Origin of the sequence: Myxococcus xanthus (genome assembly GCF_013116825.1) — a bacterium.
GTDB classification, from domain to species: domain Bacteria; phylum Myxococcota; class Myxococcia; order Myxococcales; family Myxococcaceae; genus Myxococcus; species Myxococcus xanthus_B.
Window position 1 is genome coordinate 1 of sequence record NZ_JABFNS010000096.1, and the last position, 19407, is coordinate 19407.

16 protein-coding genes and 1 tRNA gene are annotated in these 19407 nt (G+C 69.3%); 8 read left to right on the forward strand and 9 right to left on the reverse strand.

Features of this window, described 5'->3' with window-relative positions:
• The coding region (locus HNV26_RS25115) for a hypothetical protein (RefSeq protein WP_253817006.1) at window positions 1–584 on the reverse strand (584 nt) is incomplete at its 3' end.
• A 91-nt stretch (window positions 585–675) separates the two neighbouring features.
• On the opposite strand from HNV26_RS25115, the gene HNV26_RS25120 reads away from it, so the two are divergent.
• On the forward strand, window positions 676–1041 hold the full coding sequence (locus HNV26_RS25120; protein WP_171440118.1) for a hypothetical protein: 366 nt from the start codon (window positions 676–678) through the stop codon (window positions 1039–1041).
• 79 nt (window positions 1042–1120) lie between these two features.
• Here HNV26_RS25120 and HNV26_RS25125 read toward each other — a convergent pair whose 3' ends face one another.
• On the reverse strand, window positions 1121–1954 hold the full coding sequence (locus HNV26_RS25125; protein ID WP_171440117.1) for a DNA alkylation repair protein: 834 nt from the start codon (window positions 1952–1954) through the stop codon (window positions 1121–1123).
• 180 nt (window positions 1955–2134) lie between these two features.
• Between HNV26_RS25125 and HNV26_RS25130 the strand changes: the two genes are divergently transcribed.
• Window positions 2135–4105 carry a DNA/RNA helicase domain-containing protein gene (locus HNV26_RS25130; RefSeq protein ID WP_171440116.1) on the forward strand — a complete coding sequence of 657 codons (1971 nt, stop codon included), beginning with the start codon at window positions 2135–2137 and terminating at the stop codon, window positions 4103–4105.
• Between the two features lie 220 nt (window positions 4106–4325).
• Here the strand turns inward: HNV26_RS25130 and HNV26_RS25135 are convergent.
• A tRNA-Pro gene (locus tag HNV26_RS25135) sits at window positions 4326–4402 on the reverse strand.
• Window positions 4403–4654: 252 nt separating this feature from the next.
• Between HNV26_RS25135 and HNV26_RS25140 the strand changes: the two genes are divergently transcribed.
• Entirely contained in the window at window positions 4655–5041 is a 387-nt protein-coding gene (locus HNV26_RS25140; RefSeq protein ID WP_044276566.1) for a response regulator, read from the forward strand.
• Between the two features lie 13 nt (window positions 5042–5054).
• Here HNV26_RS25140 and rpe read toward each other — a convergent pair whose 3' ends face one another.
• The gene (rpe, locus tag HNV26_RS25145) at window positions 5055–5714 is read right to left on the reverse strand and encodes a ribulose-phosphate 3-epimerase (RefSeq protein ID WP_140867369.1); all 660 of its coding nucleotides are present in this window, start codon (window positions 5712–5714) and stop codon (window positions 5055–5057) included.
• Window positions 5715–5887: 173 nt separating this feature from the next.
• Here rpe and HNV26_RS25150 point away from each other — a divergent pair, with 173 nt between their 5' ends.
• Complete coding sequence (locus HNV26_RS25150) at window positions 5888–7390, forward strand: GAF and HD-GYP domain-containing protein (protein ID WP_171440115.1); 1503 nt, start codon at window positions 5888–5890, stop codon at window positions 7388–7390.
• Between the two features lie 4 nt (window positions 7391–7394).
• On the opposite strand, the gene pyk is transcribed toward HNV26_RS25150, so the two are convergent.
• The 4 genes from pyk to HNV26_RS25170 form a co-directional block, all read right to left on the reverse strand.
• A complete protein-coding gene (gene pyk / locus HNV26_RS25155) occupies window positions 7395–8828 on the reverse strand; it encodes a pyruvate kinase (protein ID WP_171440114.1) in 1434 nt (477 codons plus the stop codon).
• A 101-nt stretch (window positions 8829–8929) separates the two neighbouring features.
• Complete coding sequence (locus HNV26_RS25160) at window positions 8930–9850, reverse strand: hypothetical protein (protein WP_171440113.1); 921 nt, start codon at window positions 9848–9850, stop codon at window positions 8930–8932.
• A gap of 118 nt (window positions 9851–9968) precedes the next feature.
• Window positions 9969–11426, reverse strand: a complete 1458-nt coding sequence (locus tag HNV26_RS25165; protein WP_171440112.1) for an NFACT RNA binding domain-containing protein — start codon at window positions 11424–11426, stop codon at window positions 9969–9971.
• 97 nt (window positions 11427–11523) lie between these two features.
• Window positions 11524–11763 carry a hypothetical protein gene (locus HNV26_RS25170; RefSeq protein ID WP_020478039.1) on the reverse strand — a complete coding sequence of 80 codons (240 nt, stop codon included), beginning with the start codon at window positions 11761–11763 and terminating at the stop codon, window positions 11524–11526.
• A gap of 355 nt (window positions 11764–12118) precedes the next feature.
• Between HNV26_RS25170 and HNV26_RS25175 the strand changes: the two genes are divergently transcribed.
• On the forward strand, window positions 12119–13426 hold the full coding sequence (locus tag HNV26_RS25175) for a glycoside hydrolase family 1 protein (protein ID WP_171440111.1): 1308 nt from the start codon (window positions 12119–12121) through the stop codon (window positions 13424–13426).
• A gap of 61 nt (window positions 13427–13487) precedes the next feature.
• On the opposite strand, the gene dusB is transcribed toward HNV26_RS25175, so the two are convergent.
• A complete protein-coding gene (gene dusB, locus HNV26_RS25180) occupies window positions 13488–14501 on the reverse strand; it encodes a tRNA dihydrouridine synthase DusB (protein ID WP_171440110.1) in 1014 nt (337 codons plus the stop codon).
• 95 nt (window positions 14502–14596) lie between these two features.
• Between dusB and HNV26_RS25185 the strand changes: the two genes are divergently transcribed.
• The 3 genes from HNV26_RS25185 (at window position 14597) to HNV26_RS25195 (ending at window position 19401) form a co-directional block, all read left to right on the forward strand.
• Window positions 14597–16024, forward strand: a complete 1428-nt coding sequence (locus HNV26_RS25185; RefSeq protein ID WP_171440109.1) for a M50 family metallopeptidase — start codon at window positions 14597–14599, stop codon at window positions 16022–16024.
• An 82-nt stretch (window positions 16025–16106) separates the two neighbouring features.
• Window positions 16107–17171, forward strand: a complete 1065-nt coding sequence (locus tag HNV26_RS25190) for an acyl-CoA desaturase (RefSeq protein WP_171440108.1) — start codon at window positions 16107–16109, stop codon at window positions 17169–17171.
• A gap of 196 nt (window positions 17172–17367) precedes the next feature.
• The gene (locus tag HNV26_RS25195) at window positions 17368–19401 is read left to right on the forward strand and encodes a chloride channel protein (RefSeq protein ID WP_171440107.1); all 2034 of its coding nucleotides are present in this window, start codon (window positions 17368–17370) and stop codon (window positions 19399–19401) included.
• Window positions 19402–19407 lie beyond the last annotated feature (6 nt).

The window sequence follows — 19407 nt, forward strand, 5'->3', positions numbered from 1 at the left end:
CCCTTGCCCCCTCCTCCGCCGCTGGGACGCACTGGGCCCTGGTCGGGAATCGCGAGTCCGTGGGGGATGGGCTCGAGGTCGAGCGCCCGGCGGATGAAATCGCGCAGCGATACGACCAGCCGCGCGGTGCCGACCTTGCGCCCGGCGACCATGTCCGCGGCAGCCTCCGCGGCGAGCCGCACCTGCTCCTCGGTGCCGAGCAGCATCACATCCGACAGCGCCGCCTCGACCGCGTCGCGCGTGCGCCGACGGCGTTCGAGCGCCGGATGGTCGAGCGACGACGCCAGCTCGAGGCCCTGGTCGGGCTCCTGTTCGAGTGGCTCGCCAGCCGCGAGCCGACGGCGCATGTCGCGCAGATGGGTCGGGTCCACGACGAGCTCACCAGTGAATGAGCCGCCGAGTGTCTTGTATGCGGAGATCAGCGTCTTCAGTCGCTCGTTGATCTGGCGGTTCTCGCGTTCGCGTCGGCGCTGCACGGTCTGCATCACCAGCAGGCGGATGCTGACGACGACCAGCGACACCAGCACGAGGCTGGCCAGCGTCGCCACGAGGCCACGCCAGGAAGTGAAGTCGAGAGCGCTCATCATTGGCGCGACGATAGCGCGTCCATCGCACGGTCGCCGCGACGCCCCCCCGTGTGCCGCTGCCCCGTCTTGCTGAGGAAGTACTGCCTCGGTGGAGTCCTTCCCCCAGCGGTACCCTGTGGCCGAGGTGGCGGCGGGCACTCACAAGCCGGACCCGGAGCGCTTCAGCCTCCAGGTGAAGCAGAGCCGCTTCGGGTTGTGGCTCAACGAGGAGGGCACCGTGCGCGGCCAGGTGGAGCTGGGCTTCGTGGACCTCGCCACAGCCACGCCCACCATGCAGGCCCTGCCGCGACTGTGCATCGCGCGGGCGGAAAAGCCGCGAGGGCGTGAGCGTGCTGGCCACCGGGCTCACCTTCGCGAGCGAGCACAGGGGGCCGCCGAGGGCGGTGAGCCGCTCGCCGCCCATGCCGACCTCTTCGCCGAGAGGCGCAATCCCCAAGCGCCGCGCTCCGGGTGAAGCAGGCGTTGTGCCGAGCCTGGCGCAGCCACAACCCATAACTCTCTGCCGCCCTCCTCAAGCAAGGCGGCCAGGGACGTCAGCGCGCCCGCGTTCTGGCGGAGGGCTTCTTCGCGGTGCTCTTCTTCCTGGCCGAAACGACCTTCGCCTTCGCGACTGCCGGCTTCCCTTCGCCGCGCGGTGCCTTCGCCTTTGCTGCCGCCTCCATCGCTTTTCGGGCTTCGGTCTTCTCGCCTTTCCGCAACGCGAGCGCCGCGGCGATCCACTCCGGTGCGTAGCTCGAAGTGCATCCCTTCGGAATCGGTCGCGGGTCCCAGCGACCGAGGCGCTCGCCGATGGCGATGGCCTCCGAGGTGTACGTAGGCTGGTGGAGGCCGATCCAGACCAGGCAGAAGTTGATGCCCTCCTTCACCCGGTACGGCGCATCCGGAAGCTCACGCTCGATGCGCTCGAGCGTCGCGCCTACATCGATTTCCTTCTCGAGGCCTCGCGCAATGCGCCCGGCAAGAAGCTTCCATCCGGCGCGGCGAGGGAGCTCCTTGCTGCCGTCCATCCACTTCTCCTGAAGCCTCGGGGCGACGGGCGCATGCACGAGCACGCGACCGACGAGTTCGTCGACCAGGTTCGGGTTCGAGAGTGGCTCGAGGAGCCCGCGTGCCTCCTTCTCAGTGAGCGCCGCGGGGTCGAGGAGCATGCACGCGAGGATGCGCGCATCGTGATTGCCGGTCCCCCACAGCTCCAGTCCGAGCCCGTGGTTCGTCCCCAACGTCGCTGCCACGCCGCGGATTTTGCCAAGCAGCACACCGAAGACATTGTCGACCACCCCGTCGCGCACGTAGCGCTGGCGCACCTTCTCGTCACCATGGCTCTCGAGCAGCTTCATCACCTGGGACAACGACATTGCTTTCGGCATGGGGAGCACCTCGACGGGCGGTGGATTGAGAGCGGCCGGAAGGGTGGCACCACAGGCGCTCTCGGTCGAGGGCCGCTTCCGCTCACTACCACCGCACAGCTTTGAAGTTGCCCCACTTGCGGACAGGTCGCTGACCGCAACCTGGTTAGAATGGCTTCGGTACGGCTAGAATCGCCGTCCATGAAAGCTTGGTTCTCCTGCACGGGTGCGGAGCTTCTAGCCCGCGCGCCGGAGGATACGCTCGGACGCCTCGCAGCAGCTCAGCAGGCGCGTGGCTACTCTGGCTCGATTCAGCAGGACTTCGCTTGGCAGCGGGCTCTCCCAGCGCTGAGCACAGCCATTGCTGAGGCCAGAGGCCAGGGCTGGACCCTCGCGTTGGAATACGAGTTGTTGCGCCTCGAGAAGCGCGTGGATGCAGTGGTGCTGACCGACCACGCCATCCTCGTTCTTGAATTCAAGACGGGCGAGCCGAGCCGCGCCACCTTGGCGGAGGCAGAGGACTACGCGCTCGACCTTCACGACTTCCACGCAGGCAGCCGCAACCATCCAATCTTGCCCGTGCTGATCGCAGGCGATAGCGGCTTCGTGCCGCCGGCCCAGTCGCCACTGCGCTGGAATGGCGTGTTACCGGCCTTAGCTTGCGGTCATAGCGGACTCGGTGCGCTGTTTCGCTGGGTGCAGTCCGTCGCACCGGTCGCGCTGGCGCCACTCGATGGCGCCGCTTGGCTCGCGGCGCCCTATCGGCCGGTGCCGACCATCATAGAGGCTGCGACGATGCTCTACGCCCGCAATGGAGTGGCCGAGATCGCTACGGCGCGCGCCGACACCGCCAACCTGACCCGTACCGCACACGCCATCGCGCGGAATGTCGCCGCCGCGCAGGAGGCTGGGGACAAGCGCGTGGTCTTTGTCACCGGTATTCCCGGGGCGGGTAAGACGCTCTGTGGTCTCAACGCAGTTTTCGCAAGCGCGGCCGGCGCGGACAGTGCATTCCTCACCGGCAATGTGCCCCTCGTCGCGGTCCTCCGAGCGGCGCTCGTCGCTGATGCGGTGGCCCGCGGCGAGTGCAGCCGCGCAGAGGCAGAGCAGCGTGTGAAGGGCAGGCTGCAGAACGTTCACCGCTTCCTCGAGGACAACGCCACGGATGCGCAGCGCCGCGCGCCGTCCGACCGACTGATCGTCTTCGACGAGGCGCAGCGAGCATGGGATGAGGCCAAGGCGCGCCTCGGCACGCGCAACAAGCCCTCGCGCCTCACCATGAGCGAGCCAGCGCACACGCTGGAGATCATGGGCCGGCACGAAGGCTGGGCCGTGATTGTTGCCCTTATCGGCAACGGACAGGAAATCAACACTGGCGAGGCTGGCCTTGCGGAGTGGGGCCGAGTTATCGCTGCCTCGGACGGCACCTGGCGCGCCATCGCAGCTCCTCGTGCGGTGCAGACACGGGACCCTGTGCAACGCCTGACAGAGGGCCAGCCCCGCTGGCTCGACTGTGACGAAGACCTCGATCTGACGGTTCCTGTCCGCAGTGTGCGCGATGCCGCTGGCGCTGCCTGGGTGGATGCGCTGCTGCGCGGCGCGGTGACAGAGGCACGCGAGATTGCGAATAGCGCCGGCGCGCTGCCCTTTCTGCTGGTACGCGATCTCGATACGGTGCGTACAACGCTACGGCGGCTCGCTCGCGGGCAGCGGCGCGCCGGGTTGGTTGCGGCGGCGGGGGCCAAACGGCTGCGCGCTGAGGGGCTCGGCGTGCAGGCCGAGGACGTGGCCGAGTGGTTTCTGCGGCGCTGGCCGGATGTCCGTGCCTCCGACGCACTTGAGAGTTTCGCCACGGAGTACGACTGCCAAGGGCTGGAACTGGACCTGGTCGGTCTCGCCTGGGGCGGTGACCTGGTGTGGCACGAGGACAGCTGGCGGCCCCGCCGCTTTGCTGGCAACCGTTGGCAAATGGTGCGCAACGATGAGGAGCGGCGCCACATCATCAACACCTACCGCGTGCTGCTAACCCGTGCCCGCTACGAGACAGTGATATGGGTGCCGCGTGGCAGTCCGCGCCACGATCCTTGGCACGACGCCACACGGGATGCGGCGGAGATGGATGCCCTTGCCGAACTGCTGCTGTCCTGCGGCATCCGACCGCTGGAGACTTAATCGCCCCGAAGCCATTGAGGCGAGAGTCTCGGCTCCACTCCAGCCCATGCATTGAGACCGCCTCTACCGGAGAAGAGGTAGGGAACGCATAGGTCAGACGGGAGAGAGCATCCAGGAGATGACGTCATCCAGCGGCCATCCGGATGCTGGAGGGGCCAAGGCAGGAGCCCAAAAACGAAACGGGCTGGAGACCTTGCGATCTCCAGCCCGCTTCATGACGTGGTCGGGGAGACAGGATTTGAACCTGCGACCCCTTGGTCCCGAACCAAGTGCTCTACCAGGCTGAGCCACTCCCCGATATGTCGCCTCGCCGGACGGTCCTTCTCGGGACCGGCGAAGTGCGGGCGGTAGTACCCGAGCCGCCCAGCCGAGTCAACGTCCTCGGATCACCTTTTCTTCCGCCCCTCCCCGCCCAGAGGGAGCGGGCAGCCGGGCGATGCCCGGGTGCCCCCCGACTCCGCTTCCCAAGACCAAGAATTTCCTGTACTCCCGGACAGTTTCCCCCCTGCTACACTCACGAGGCAGCCTGCATTGTTGCACCGCGATGCCATGACGCCGCCCCCCGTCGTCCTCATCTCCGATGACGAGCCCCTCATCGTCTCCGCCCTCGCCCGGGAGGGGAAGCGGTCCGGGCTGAACTGCATCTCGGACACCACGTCCGAGCGCGTCCTGGAGCTCGCCCGCGAGCACCGGCCGGCCGTCATCATCCTGGACATCAACCAGCACCAGGACGGGCGCGACTTGCTCGCCCAGCTCAAGCAGGACCCCAACACCCGCGACTGCAAGGTCATCATCCTCAGCGCCGTCGAGGACCAGTTCACCCGCCACGTCTGCTTCGAGCTCGGCGCCGACGACTACGAGGTGAAGCCCTTCGACCCCACCTTCATGACCCGCGTCGCCCGGCTCGCCTCCTCCGTGGCGCGCCCTCGCACCTGAAGTCCGCCGCGCCTCACGAGCGCAGCGAGCGGATGGCCTCCGCGTAGTCCTTCGCGCCGAAGACGTAGCTGCCCGCCACCAGCACCGTGGCCCCGGCCTCCACCACCCGCTTCGCCGTGGTGGCGTTGATGCCGCCGTCCACCTCGATGTCCACGTCCTTCAGCCCACGCGCATCCAACATCCCGCGCAGCCGGCGCACCTTCTCCACCGTGGACTCGATGAAGCCCTGCCCACCGAAGCCCGGGTTCACGCTCATCAGCAGCACCATGTCCACGTCGCCCAGCACCTCCTCGATGGCCGACAGCGGCGTGCCCGGGTTCAACACCACCGCCGGCTTCGCCCCCGCATTGCGAATCTGCTGAAGCGTCCGGTGCAGGTGCGGACTGGCCTCCACGTGCACCGTCAGCACGTCCGCCCCCGCCTTCACGAAGGCCTCCACGTAGCGCTCCGGCTCCACAATCATCAGGTGCACGTCCAACGGCTTCGTCGCCACCCGCTTGATGGCCTCCACCACCACGGGTCCAATCGTGATGTTCGGCACAAAGCGGCCATCCATGACATCCACGTGAATCCAATCCGCGCCCGCGGCTTCGATGGCGCGGACCTCTTCGGCCAAGCGGCCGAAGTCACAGGACAAAAGCGAAGGAGAGATGCGAACGGGGCGGCGGCTCATGCCGCGCTTCATAACCGCAACCCGCGCGCTGGATAAGGCCGAACGCAACGCGGCGACGTCCACCAGACAGCCAGGGACCTGCCAGGTGGGCCCCCCGAGGCAGTGTGCTGTCTACCCGTGCTAGAACTTTGTAGCCCTTCGCGGCCGCTGGCCGCTTCTCACGGAGCCGCCTGGTGCTCGCCCAACCCGCCCCACAGCCCGAGCTGAACCGCCGCCTGGCGAAGCTCACGTCCATCCTGGATGTCGCGAAGGCGATGAGCGCGGAGCGCGACCTCGACCTGCTCCTGCCGCTCATCCTCTTCGAGGCCACCAAGGTGGTGGAGGCGGACCGCTGCTCGCTCTTCATCCTGGACCGCGAGCGCAACGAGCTGTGGAGCAAGGTGGCCCAGGGCTCCAAGAGCGAAATCCGCCTCCCGGTGGGCAGCGGCGTCGCCGGACAGGTGGCCCAGACGGGCGCCGTCATCAACATCCCGGACGCCTACGCCGACGCTCGCTTCAACCGCTCGTTCGACGTCTCCAGCGGCTACCAGACGAAGACCATCCTCTGCGTCCCCATGCGCGACGCCGGCGGCGAGGTGACGGGCGTCATCCAGGCCCTCAACAAGCTGGACGGCGCCAGCTTCAACGCCGAGGACGAGGAGCTGCTGCTCGCCCTGGGCGCCCAGGCCGCGGGCGCCATCGAGAACGCCCTCCTCCACGAGGACATCAACCGCCTCTTCGAGGGCTTCGTCTCCGCCTCCGTCGTCGCCATCGAATCCAGAGACCCGAGCACCGCCGGTCACTCCGGCCGCGTGGCCGACCTCACCGTGGCCATGGCCCAGGCGCTCGAGCACCTGTCCACCGGCCCCTACGCCCACACGCGCTTCTCCGCCGGGGAGATTCAGGAGCTGCGCTACGCCTCGCTGCTGCACGACTTCGGCAAGGTGGGCGTGCGCGAGCCCGTGCTGGTGAAGGCGGAGAAGCTCTACCCCCATGAGCTCGAGGGCCTGCGCGCCCGCTTCCAGCTGGCCCGGAAGGACTTGCAGCTCCAGAGCTACCGTCGCCGCCTGGAGGCGGTGAAGCTTCGCGGCCAGGCGAACCTGGCGGAGATCGAGGCGGAGGAAGAGGAGCGGCTCGCCCGCGAGTCGTGGCAGCTGGACGAGGTGCTGGAGTTCATCCTCTCCTGCAACCGCCCCACCGTGCTCGCGCAGGGCAACTTCGAGCGGCTCCACGAGCTGGGCGCGCTGCGCTTCCTGGATGCCCACGACCAGGCCCAGCCGCTGCTGCTGCCGGGGGAAATCCAGTCGCTCTCCATCGCCCGCGGCACGCTCTCTCCCGAGGAGCGCCGCGAAATCGAGAGCCACGTCGAGCACACCTACCGCTTCCTGTCCCAGATTCCGTGGACGCGCACGCTGCGCCGGGTGCCGGAGATTGCCTACGCCCACCACGAGAAGCTGGATGGCACCGGCTACCCCCGCGCGGAGAAGGACATCCCCGTCCAGTCACGGATGATGTCCATCTGCGACATCTACGACGCGCTCACCGCCAGCGACCGGCCCTACAAGAAGGCCGTGCCGCACACGCTCGCGCTCGACATCCTCCGGCGCGAGTCCGACGCCGGGCAGTTGGACCCGGCGCTCTATACCGTCTTCATCGAAGCCGACATCCCCCGGAAGGTCCTCCAGGGAATCAAGTAGCCGCTCAGCCCTGGATGGTGTGCAGGCGCAGGCTGTTGATCTTCCCCGGCTGCCCCACCGGCGCGCCGAACACGATGACGATGCGGTCGCCCTTGCGGCCCAGGCCTCGCGCCAGGAGCTCTTCCTCCACGCGCTTCACCATGGCCTCCGTATCCTGGGTGGGCTCCAGTACGCGCGGCACCACGCCCCACAGCAGCGACAGCCGGCGGCGCACTTCCTGGTTGGGGCTGAAGGCGACAATCGGCACCGTGGGCCGGTAGTGCGACAGCAGGCGCGCCGTCACACCCGACAGCGTGAAGGCCGCGATGAGCGAGGCGTTGCTCGCCTTGGCCGCCTCGCACGCCACGCGCGCGATGACGTCCGGGAAGTGGTTGGGCAGCCCCACCGGCGTCTCCAGCACGCGCATCAGCGACTGCGTCGTGCGCGCGGAGGACTCGGCCGCCAGGATGATGCGCTCCATCATCTGCACGGACTCGATGGGGAACTTGCCGCTGGCCGTCTCGCCCGACAGCATCACCGCGTCCGCGCCGTCGAACACGGCGTTGGCCACGTCGCTGGCCTCGGCGCGCGTGGGGCGCGGGTTGTCAATCATGGAGTTCAGCATCTGCGTGGCCACGATGACGGGCAGGCCGCGCAGGTTGGAGCGCCGGATGATGTCCTTCTGGACGGCCGGCACCTCCTCGGGGGGAATCTCCACGCCCAGGTCGCCGCGCGCCACCATCACGCCGTCCGTCTTGTCCAGGATGGCGTCCAGCCGGGCAATCGCCTCCGGCTTCTCCAGCTTGGCGATGATGGGCACCGTGCGGCCCACCTCGGCCATGGCCTGGCGCGCGGTGTCCAGGTCGGACGGCTGGCGCACGAAGGACAGCGCGATGTAGTCCACGCCGGCCTTGATGCCGAACACCAGGTCCTCGCGGTCCTTCGGCGTCAGCGCCTCCGCGCGCACCGCCACGCCGGGCAGGTTGATGCCCTTGTTGTTCTTCAGCGTGCCGCCGTGGATGACCTGCGTGCGGATGAGCTTCTGCTTGTCCGTCTCCAGGACCTTCAGCTCCAGCAGGCCGTCATCCAGGAGGATGCGGTCACCCGGATTCACGTCCGCGGCCAGGAACGGGTACGTCGTGGACACGATTTCGTCCGTGCCTGGAACCGTTTCGTCCGTGGTGATGTGGAAGGTGCCGCCTTCCTTCAGCTCGGTGCTGCCCTTCACGAAACGGCCGGTGCGAATCTTCGGGCCTTGCAGGTCGCCGAGGATGCCCACCGCCTTGCGAACCTTCAGCGACGCGGCGCGCAGCTTCGCGATGTTCTCCGCGTGCTGCTCGTGGCTGCCGTGGGAGAAGTTCAGGCGAGCCACGTCCATGCCGTTCTCCAGGAGCGCTTCGAGCATCTCCTGACTCTGGCTGGCGGGACCGAGGGTGCAGACAATCTTCGCTCTTCGCATAGAGCTCGTGAGGATGGGTTTCCCTCACGGCAGCGTCAAGCACGCTGCATGGGCCGCTTCGCTCGGTAAAACGGTAAATGAGCCAGCGAACGACGCGGCGCTCAACCGCGCAACAGCACGCCCAGGTTCTCCCGCTCCCAACGCAGTGCGGCGGCGTAATGCGGGAATGTTCTCTCGCGTTCGCGGAAGGCGCGCGGGTGATGCACGCGGCGGCCACCCCGGCCCGTGCTCGGGAAGAGCTGGTGGAGCATCTCGTGGAAGATGATGAACTCCACGAAGAAGGAAGGCACCTCGGGGGTGTCCAGCGCCGGGTGGATGCGAATCTCACGCGTCTGGTGGTCGTAGACGCCCAGGCGGATGGACTTGCGACGACGGCGCGGAGGCATGCGCCCCCAGCCAATCCGGGCCTGGATGAGGCCCTGGAAAAAATCGCGGTTGGTGGCGTCGTAAAGCGCCTGGAGGTCGAAACAGCGCCCGCGCGGGTTGAGGTCCGCGTCGGATTCGCGGCGCATCTGGCGGATGCGCGGCTGCTGACCGCGGATGTACTCGTCCAGGATGGCGCCCGCGGTGCGGTGTCCCCGGCCCGCGTAGTCCGCCACCGCGCGCACCACCGGCTCCGGCGCGTCCAGGAACATGTGGTGCAGCCGCAGCGCCAGCACCGCGGAGCCCCGGCGGAAGGACACCATGGTGGAGCGGTTGTCCGTCACCGACAGGCGCACCGGCATGCCCAGCTCGGCGCTCAGCCGCCAGGCCAACGACTCAGCCCGGGACCACAGCTCCTCCCGCGTGGGCGGACGCGTGACGAGGCGGAGTGCCTCGTCGGGCAGGAGGTTGCGCTGCGGCATGGGCACGGGCGGTGCGACGGGCCGCGGCGTGGGCGCCACGGGCGCGGCAGGTCCCCCCTCGGTCCGGGGTGCGGCCGAGCCCTCCGCCGCGCGGCTGGCGGCAGAGAGACCTCGAGGGAAGAGCGACGTCTGGCGAAATTGCTCGGGGGACACGCGGCTGCGCATCGTACCCCGCACTTCCGGGGACTCAAGGGCGGCGGTCCCCTGCCCGCCTCCTCACCGTCAGCCCGTCAACCGCGCTCGCACGCAGCGTCCACTAACAGGAGGGAAAGGCGGGCGAGCGTACGACGCGCCCTCACGGTGCGGGCGGCTCCGCGTGCCGGGACTTGAGGAGCCGCTCCAGGCGCTCGGGCTCCATGCGCACCACGAAGGTCTTCTCGCGCGTGAAGGTCACCTGCCCCGGCGCGCCGCCCTTCACCTTGCGCACGAACTTCGCGGGCACGTAGCTCACCTCACCGCGCGGCTCGCCCTTGGCCCCGGAGTGGTGCAGCGCCAGGTGCGCCGCGTCCAGCAACACCTCCTGCGCCACCTCCTGCCCCTTCTCCAGCGGCAGCACCACGTGGCTGCCCGGCACGCCGCGCGCGTGGAGCCACAGATGCCAGGGCCTGGCCACCTTGAAGGTGAGCGCGTCGTTGTCCTCCGAGCCACGCCCCACCCAGATGCGCGCCCCGCCATGGCCCACGTACTCCTTGAAGGGCCGTCCCTCTCGCGCGCCCTCGCCCCCACTGGGGAGCTGAAGCACCTCCGCCTGCGACAGCAGCGCGGCGTCCTCCATCCGCTCAATCTGCGCGAGCGCCTGCTGCGCGTGCGCCACCTCGCGCGCCAGCTCCGCCTCGCGGTGACGCGCCTGCTCCACGCCCCGCAGCAGCCGCCGGTACTGGTGGAAGTGCCAGTCCGCCTCCTCCTTCGGGGTGCGCTTCGGGTCCAGCGTCACCCGGACCTCCTTCGCGCCCTCCTCTGTATAGGCGGTGAGCACCGCCTCGGTGGCGCCCCGCTTGAGGCGGTAGAGGTTCTGCGCCAGCAGCTCGCCCACCTCGAGGTGCTTCTCCGCGTCCGGGCCGCGGGCCGCCTCGGCGCGCACCTTGTCCAACGTGCGGGAGGCGCGCTTGAGGCGCGCGCGGTACGGCTGCGCCAACCGGCGGCGGATGGTCTCCGAGCGGCTGGCCTTGTCGCGCGCTCCGAGCAGGCGCTCCGCGGCCTGGGAATACGGCAGCGCATCCGAGTCCTGGGGAGCGAGCCGCGAGGGTTGGCCCCGGGCCTTCTCGCGGGCCTCAAGCGGCGGCGGCTCCGGCGGCGTCCACGCCGCGCCCGGATGCAGGCCCCGGCGCTGCGCGAAGCCCTCACCGGAGAGCATCAGCACGCGGCCGGTGTCGCTGAGCAGCAGCAGACCACCGGGCGCGCCCACCTCCAGGAGGAGGCGCCGGCGCACGTCCTCGCGCTCGAAGTCGAAGGCCACCACGCGCTCGGCTTCCATGAAGCGGGCGCCCTGGAGCTTGAAGCCTGTCAGCTCCTGACGCAGCCACCGCTGGAAGGGTGCGGGCTCGCCCGGCGTGGGGAAGCGATCATCCGCCACGGACACCCGGGCCAGGTCACCTTCCGCGCACAGGCACAACAGGATGGATTTGCCCGGGACGCGAAGCTCCACGTAGGCGAGCCTGGGAAGGGGACACCAGGCCTTCTGCGCCACCGCGCCCGTGAGGCGCTCCGCCAGCTCCGCCACCACCTGCTCCAGCTCCACGGGACGCAGCGACATGGGGCACTCCGGGTCCTGAAAATGAAAACGGCCCGGCGGGTTTCGCCGAGCCGTTCACCGGACGTCAACTACCGTCCGCTCATGACGACGGGACTGCTCAGGACTCCGGCGTAACCGGGGCCGCCACCGTCTTGGCCTTGGTGGTGCGCTTGCGAGCCGGGGCCTTCTTGGCCGCCTTGCGGGTGGTCTTCTTGGCGGCCGCCTTCTTGGTCGCGGTCTTGCCAGCCGTCTTGCGAGCGGTCGTCTTCTTCGCCGACTTCGCCGCCTTCGTGGCCTTCGCGGTCTTGGCAGCCTTCTTGGTCGCGGACTTCGCAGCGGTCTTCTTCTTAGCGGCCATCAGAATCCTCCAGTTCAGTGGTTGGCCCCAGGTCAACCGAGGCCCTGCACTCTTCTTGATGGGAGTGAGTGCTTGAAGTGAATGGTACGGGCGACATGCCAGTGTGTCAACGCATGGTGATGTATTGCATCGCGTGCGAGGCCGATTTTTCGGCATCGAGCGCGTCCGGAGGTACCGAACGCCACCTCGCGGACACTGGCGAGCGCATCCGAGGTGTCGCGCGCGAGGCCGAGTTTCCGGCTCCGGACACGTTTCGGCCACTTTCGAGCACGACGTTGGCGGATGCCGCGGCGCATGCGCGTGAGCGACGCGGCGCTTTTCGTCGTGGGGTGCGGCGTCTACGGTTCGCCACCACATGAGCGCCACCGAGCAGACCTTCCCCGCGGACTTCACCTTCGGCGTCGCGACCGCCGCGTACCAGGTGGAGGGCGGCATCGAGAACGACTGGGCCGAGTGGGAACGCGCCGGGAAGCTGAAGGAGCCGGACGCTCGCTGCGGCCCCGCGGTGGACCACTGGAACCGTTACGAGGAGGACTACGCCCTGGCCCGAGCGGTGGGCGCCACCGCGTTCCGCATCTCCCTGGAGTGGGCGCGCATCGAGCCGGAGCGCGGGCGCTTCGACGAGGCGGCGCTGGAGTCCTACCGGGAGCGGCTCCTGAAGATGAAGGCCCACGGCCTGCGGCCGGTGGTGACGCTCCACCACTTCACGCACCCCACCTGGTTCCATCGGGAGACGCCATGGCACCAGCCGGCCAGCGTGGACGTCTTCCGCCGGTACGCGAAGCGGTGCGCGGCGCTGCTGGAGGGGATGGACGCGCTGGTCATCTCCTTCAACGAGCCCATGGTGCTGCTGTTGGGGGGCTATCTGCAGGGCGCCATTCCTCCGGGCATGGCGGACGGCCCCACCACCATGCGGGCCATGGAGAACCTGGTGCGCTCGCACGTGGCCGCCCGGGAGGAGCTGTTGTCCCGGCTGGGCCGCGTGGAGCTGGGCATTTCCCAGAACATGCTCGCCTTCGCGCCGGACCGCTGGTGGCACCCGCTGGACCGCGCGCTGGTGAGGCTCGGGGCCCAGGCCTACAACCATGCGTTCCACGAGGCGCTGGCCACCGGCAAGCTGCGCGTCACCATGCCGGGCGTGGCCTCCACGCGCGTGGACATCCCCGGCGCGCGGGACTCCGTGGAGTTCATCGGGGTGAACTACTACACCCGCGCGCACCTGCGCTTCGTGCCGCGCCCGCCCTTCATCGAGTTCAAGTACCGGGACATCCACGGCCGGGGCCTCACCGACATCGGCTGGGAGGACTGGCCGGAGGGCTTCCTCCAGACGCTGCGCGACGTGAAGCGCTACGGGAAGCCGGTGTGGATTACGGAGAACGGCATCGACGACCGCGCCGGCACCCGCCGGCCCCACTACCTCCATTCCCACCTGGCCCAGGTGCTGGCCGCGCGCGCGCAGGGCGTGGACGTGCGCGGCTACCTCTATTGGAGTCTGCTCGACAACTTCGAGTGGCTGGAGGGCTGGGGCCCGCGCTTCGGCCTCTACCACGTCGACTTCGACACGCTCCGCCGCAGCCCCACGCCCGCGTGTGACTACTTCCGCGCCGTGGCCACCGGACGGAAGCTGGTACCGCCAGACGCGGTCCGCCCCTCAGGCGCTTGAGCGGCGCGCCGCCCACGAAGGGCATGCGCTCCCTCCTTATATATAGAGAAGCGTCGCGCCCTCAGCCCAGGGCCGCCCGGTAGTCCACGTCCTGCTCCTCGCCGGGCCCGGCGAGGTCCACCTGGGCCGCGGTGAAGAAGCGGCGCACGCAGTCCTCCACCGCTGACGGCAGGTCCAGGCCGTTCACCTCCGCACGGAAGGCCGCGGCGCCGTACAGGCCGTGGGCGTACCACGCCAACTGCTTGCGGAAGGAGCGCACGGCGCCCAGCGGGTCCCCCATGAAGTCCAGGTGCGCCCGGAAGTGCTCCAGCACCAGCTCACAGCGCTCGCGCGGCGTGGCGGGCAGGCCCCCGAGCAGCTCGCGGAAGATCCACGGGTTGCCCAGCGCCGCGCGGCCAATCATCACGAAGTCACAGCCGGTGGTCTCCAGCATGCGCGCCGCGTCCGCGGGCGTCTTCACGTCCCCGTTGCCGATGATGGGCAGCTCCGGGAAGTGGCGCTTGAGGTCGGCGATGACGCTCCAGTCCGCCTGCCCCGAATAGCCCTGCTCGCGCGTGCGGGGGTGGATGGCCAGCCCCGCGCAGCCCGCCTCCTGGAGCGCGCCAGCCACCTGTAGATAGTTCAGGCTGCGAGCGTCCCAGCCCGAGCGAATCTTGCAGGTGACGGGCAGGCCGGTGGCCTCGCGGATGCGCCGGACGATGTCCGCCGCGCGGGGCACGTCACAGAGCAGGCCGCTGCCCGCCCCGTTCTTCACCACCTTCTTCACCGGGCAGCCCATGTTGATGTCGATGATTTGCGCGCCCGCCTCGCGCCCCACCACCGCGGCCCGGGCCATGGCGTCCGGCTCGCCGCCGTAGATTTGGAGCGAGTAGGGCCGCTCCACCTCGGCGTCGTAGCGCAGGTACTTCAACGTCCGCTGGTTGGCGCGCATCAGCCCCTGCGAGCTGACGAGCTCGGTGGGACAGAGCGCCGCGCCCAGACGGAAGGCGAGCACACGGAAGGGCATCTCGCTCACCCCGGCCATGGGGGCCAGGATGTACGGATTCGGCAGGGTGTAAGGACCAAGCTGCGGCATGAAGGGCGGGGAACCTAGCGGATTTGCCAGGGACATGGCGGGGACGGTGAGCAAGTGCCTGCGCCCGGAGGTCCTAACGGTTAAGGTCCGTCCCCATGTTCCGCTTTCGTCTCGGGAGCATTCCCGTCGAAGTCCACCCCAGCCACCTGCTGGTGTCCGGCATGCTGGCCTGGAGCTCCGTCCCCGCGGCCCAGAACGGCTGGCCGTTCCGCCAGGTGGATGGAGCCCCGCCCCTGGGCCACGCCAGCGCGATGGTGGTCTACATCCTGTCGTGGATGCTCATCGTCTTCGTGTCCGTGCTCATCCATGAGATGGGCCACGCGCTGGCCAGCCGCCTGTTCGGCTACCGGCCAAGCATCGCGCTCGTCTGGATGGGTGGCCACACGCTCCCCACGGACGCGCCCGGCCCCCTTCCGTGGAAGCGGGACTTGCTCATCACCGCGGCCGGCCCCTTCTTCGGGCTGATGCTGGGGGTGACGAGCGGGGTGGGCTACCTCCTGTTCGAGGGCCGCTCGCCCGCGCTCGACTTCTTCCTGCTCACCTTCATGATCGCCAACTTCTTCTGGGCGTTCCTGAACATGCTGCCCGTGCTCCCGCTGGATGGGGGGCGCATCACCACCACCCTGGCCACGCGGGTGTTCGGTCCGCGGCGCGGCTTCGTGCTGGCGCAGGGGCTGGCGCTGCTGGTGTGCGTGGGGGCCGTGGTGTACGGCCTGCGGTCGGGTTGGCTCCTGCTCACCCTCATCTTCGCCATGTACGGCATGCAGTCCTTCCGCGTGGTGGCGGAGGCGCTGCGCAACGGACAGGCGCAGAGCGTCCCCCTGGAAGGGCCGCTGGCGGAGAAGCTGCGCGAGGGCCGGGCCGCGCTCGACGCGGGCCGCATGGACGAGGCGCGGCGGCTGGGCGCGTCCGTGCTGGAGGCCAACGAGGGGCTGACGCCGCGAGTGGCCAGCCATGCCCACCACCTGATGGGCTGGATTGCCCTGAAGGAGGGCCAGGGCCGCCAGGCGCTGGACCACTTCTCGCAGGTGCAGGGCCTGCCCGTGGAGCCGCACGCGGTGGCGGCGTCCTTCTCCCTGGTGGGCGATGACGCCCGCGCGGTGGAGTGGTGGAAGCAGGCCTGGCAGTCCTCGTCGGACCGGACCGTGATGCACGAGTACGCCGGCACGCTCATCCGCATGGGCCGCGAGTCAGAGGCCCTGAAGCTCCCGGGCCTGGACCCGGAGGCGGCGTTCTCCTGCGCGGAGCGGGTGCTCTTCATCCGGGGCGCGTACTCGGAAGCCGCGGCCGTGGGCGAGGCGGCGCTGCAACACGCGCCCAGCGCCACGCTGGCCTATGACGCGGCCTGCGCCCATGCCCGCGCGCGCAACGTGCCTGACGCGATGCGCCTGCTGCGCCGCGCCACGGAGCTGGGCTTCACCGATGGGGCCTATGCCGCCTCGGACGAGGACCTGGCGCCGCTCCATGGCTACCCCGCATTCGAGGAGTGGCTGACGGAGCTGCGGCAATCCGCCGCCTCCTGACAGAGGGATGACAGGCGGGGGTGTTGATGCGGGGTGAGGCTGAGCACGTTCCAGCTCGGCCCACCCAGCGCACGAGGCTCCCTTGCAGACACCGTCCCCAGCCCTGCCCGCGGCGGATGAGCGCCTCAACTGGCTCTCCTCCATCCCCTTCTTCGCGGTCCACCTGATGTGCCTGTTCGTCTTCGCCGTCGGCGCGAAGCCGGTGGACGTGGCCGTGTGCGTCGGCCTCTACGTCGTGCGCATGTGGGGCATCACCGCGGGCTTCCACCGGTACTTCTCCCACCGGGCCTTCAAGACGGGGCGCGTCTTCCAGTTCATCCTCGCCTTCGTGGGCAGCATGTCCGCGCAGAAGGGGGTGCTGTGGTGGGCGGCGCACCACCGCCACCACCACCGCTATTCGGACCAGGCGGAGGACATCCACTCGCCCCTGCAGAAGGGCTTCTGGTGGAGCCACGCGGGGTGGATTCTCTCCGACAAGTACAACGACACCCGCCTGGAGGGCATCAAGGACTTCGCCCGCTTCCCGGAGCTGGTGTGGCTCAACCGCCTCCACCTGGTACCGCCCGTCCTGCTGGCCGTGGCGCTCTACTTCATCGGCGGCTTCTCCATGCTGGTGTGGGGCTTCTTCGTCAGCACCACCCTGCTGTGGCACGGCACCTTCACCATCAACTCGCTCAGCCACATCTTCGGCAAGCGCCGCTACAAGACGACGGACACCAGCCGGAACAACTGGCTGCTGGCGCTCGTCACCCTGGGCGAGGGGTGGCACAACAACCACCACTTCCATCAGAACACCGCCAACCAGGGCTGGTTCTGGTGGGAGGTGGACCTCAGCTACTACTCGCTGAAGGTGCTCTCCTGGTTCAAGGTGGTGGAGGGGCTGCGGCTTCCCTCCGAGGCCACGAAGTTCGCGTTCCAGAAGTACACCGACGAGGAGCGCGCGGCGCTGGCGGCGCCCACCCGCTTCTGGGGTGCTTCGGGCGCGCGGGCCCAGTTCGTGGCCACGAAGGCCGCGGGGGATGCGGCCCGGGCCGCCAGTGATGCCGCGAAGGCCGCGAGCGACAAGGTGCGAGAGGCCCTGACGACCGCCGCGGACCACCTGCCCACCTCCGCGCCGCCATCCTCCGCGATGCTCAAGCGGCGGTAGTCGTTCGACGCTGAAGCGAAACCGTGACGCGCCTGTCATGGGCGCGACCCGACGGCTGGCCGCCTGCACACGTCTACGTCACGAACCTTGAGTGGCGCCTGACCCACTGTTAGTGGGACCTGCAATGAATGCAGGGGATGTACCCGCATCAAGCGCGGCGGCCCAGCGCGCCATCTGGGCTCGACTGCGCGCGGCCATGGGCCGCTTCGTCCACGCCGCCCTGAGAGCGTCCAACCGCCTGCGGCTGCCCGGCCCCTCCGTCCTACCGGTAGCAGGCGCGGTGGTCGGCCTGTACAGCGGGCTGGCGGCCGGCATCTTCTCCAACCTCATCGGGCTGGTGAGTGGGCTCACCTTCGGGGCGGCCTCGCTGAAGCACACGCTTCGCCAGGACCAGTTCCAATCGCTCATGGAGGCGTTCGCCGCGGCCCGCTGGCATCCGGAGTACGCCTTCATCGGCGTGCCCCTGGCATCCGGCGCGCTGCTGCTGGCGCGCATCATCGAGCCTGGCGGGCCCCGTGACGAGGTGAAGCGCCGGCTGCGCCTGCTGGCCCTGCTGGCCCTGGGCGGGCTGTCGCTCTACTACCCGCTGGTGGCGCTGTCCGCGCTCAACAGCGTGTTCGGACACAGCCACAACCTGCCCGAGGCGCTGCCCCACCTGCCCTGGTGGCTGATGCTGCTGGCGCCCACGCTGGGCGGCGTGGTGGTGGGCCGGCTGCTTCGGGACAAGCCCGAGACGCATGGCCACGGCGTCCCCGAGGTGGTGCGGGCGGTGAAGAGTGGCGCCAACGCCCTGCCGGCGGACCGGGGCCTGCTGAAGCTGGTGGCGTCCGCCATCACCATTGGCAGCGGCGGCTCGGCGGGCCGCGAGGGGCCCATCGTCTACGGCGGCGCGGCGTTCGCTTCCACAGTGGGCCGGGTGCTGGGCTTCAGCCGCAAGGAGCTGTCCATCCTCCTGGCGTGCGGCGCGGGCGCGGGCATCTCCGCGTCCTTCAACGCCCCCATCGCCGGCGCCGTGTTCGCGATGGAAATCATCCTTCGCGAGTTCGAGCTGCGCGTCTTCTCCCCCATCATCCTGGCCAGCGTGGCCGGCACCCTGGTGAGCCAGGGCGTCCTGGGGGAGTCCGCCATGCTCCGGCACGTCCCCTACGAACTGGTCAGCGGCGGCGAGGTGCTGGCCTACGCGGGCCTGGGCATCGCCTGTGGGCTGCTCGCCTTCACCTTCGTGCAGTTGCTGCACGGCATGGAGCACTACTTCCATGGCCATGGGAAGGACCGGCTGTCCCTGTGGCTGGGCAGCAAACCGCTGCCGCTGCGCGCGGGACTGGGCGGTCTGTGCGTCGGCATCCTGGCCTTCGCCAGCCCCACCGTCTGGGGCAGCGGGCACGACTACATCAACCTGGCCGCGCTGGGACGGCTGCCCTTCCTGTTCCTCATCACCGCGTGTCTGCTGAAGCTGGTGGCCACGGCCATCACCATCGGCTCGGGGGGCTCGGGCGGGACGTTCTTCCCGGCGGCGCTCATTGGCGCCATGGCGGGCGGCGCCTTCGGCACCCTGGTGCACTACTTCTTCCCGGAGAGCACCGGCCCCAGTGGCGCGTATGCCCTGGTGGGCATGGGCGGCGCGGTGGCGGCGCTCACCCGTGGCCCGCTCACGGGAATGATGATGCTGTACGAGCTGAGCGGGAACCACGACATCATCCTGCCGCTGATGGTGACGTGCACCATCGCCTCGGCGCTCTGTCACTACCTCACCGAGCGGAAGACGCCGAAGGTCCAGAGCGACACGGACCTGCTGGAGGCCACCCCCGTCCGCTCGCTGATGACCCACCTGACACCCGTGCCCGCGGGCACGCCGCTGCGGGCGCTGACGGACCTGCTGCTCACCTCGGAGGCGGGCACCCTGCCCGTCCTGGACACCGTGGGCCGCATCTACGGCACCGTGCAGGTGGAGCAACTGCGCGAAGTGTGGCGCGATGAATCCGTGTACCCGCTGCTGGTGGCCAGTGATTTGGCGCGCAAGCTGCCCGCGCTCTCCCCCGACGCGAACCTGTCCCATGCCCTCCACGTCATGGACCACGAGGACGTGGATGCCCTGCCCGTCAGCACCCCGGCGGGCAGCCCCACCTGCGGGCTGCTCACCCGCGCCGCGGTGCGCAGGTTCCTCTTCGCGCAGCATGCCCAGGCCCACGCGTCGGGCAACTACCCGGTCAGCCCCACCGAGGCGAGCTGACGCCCC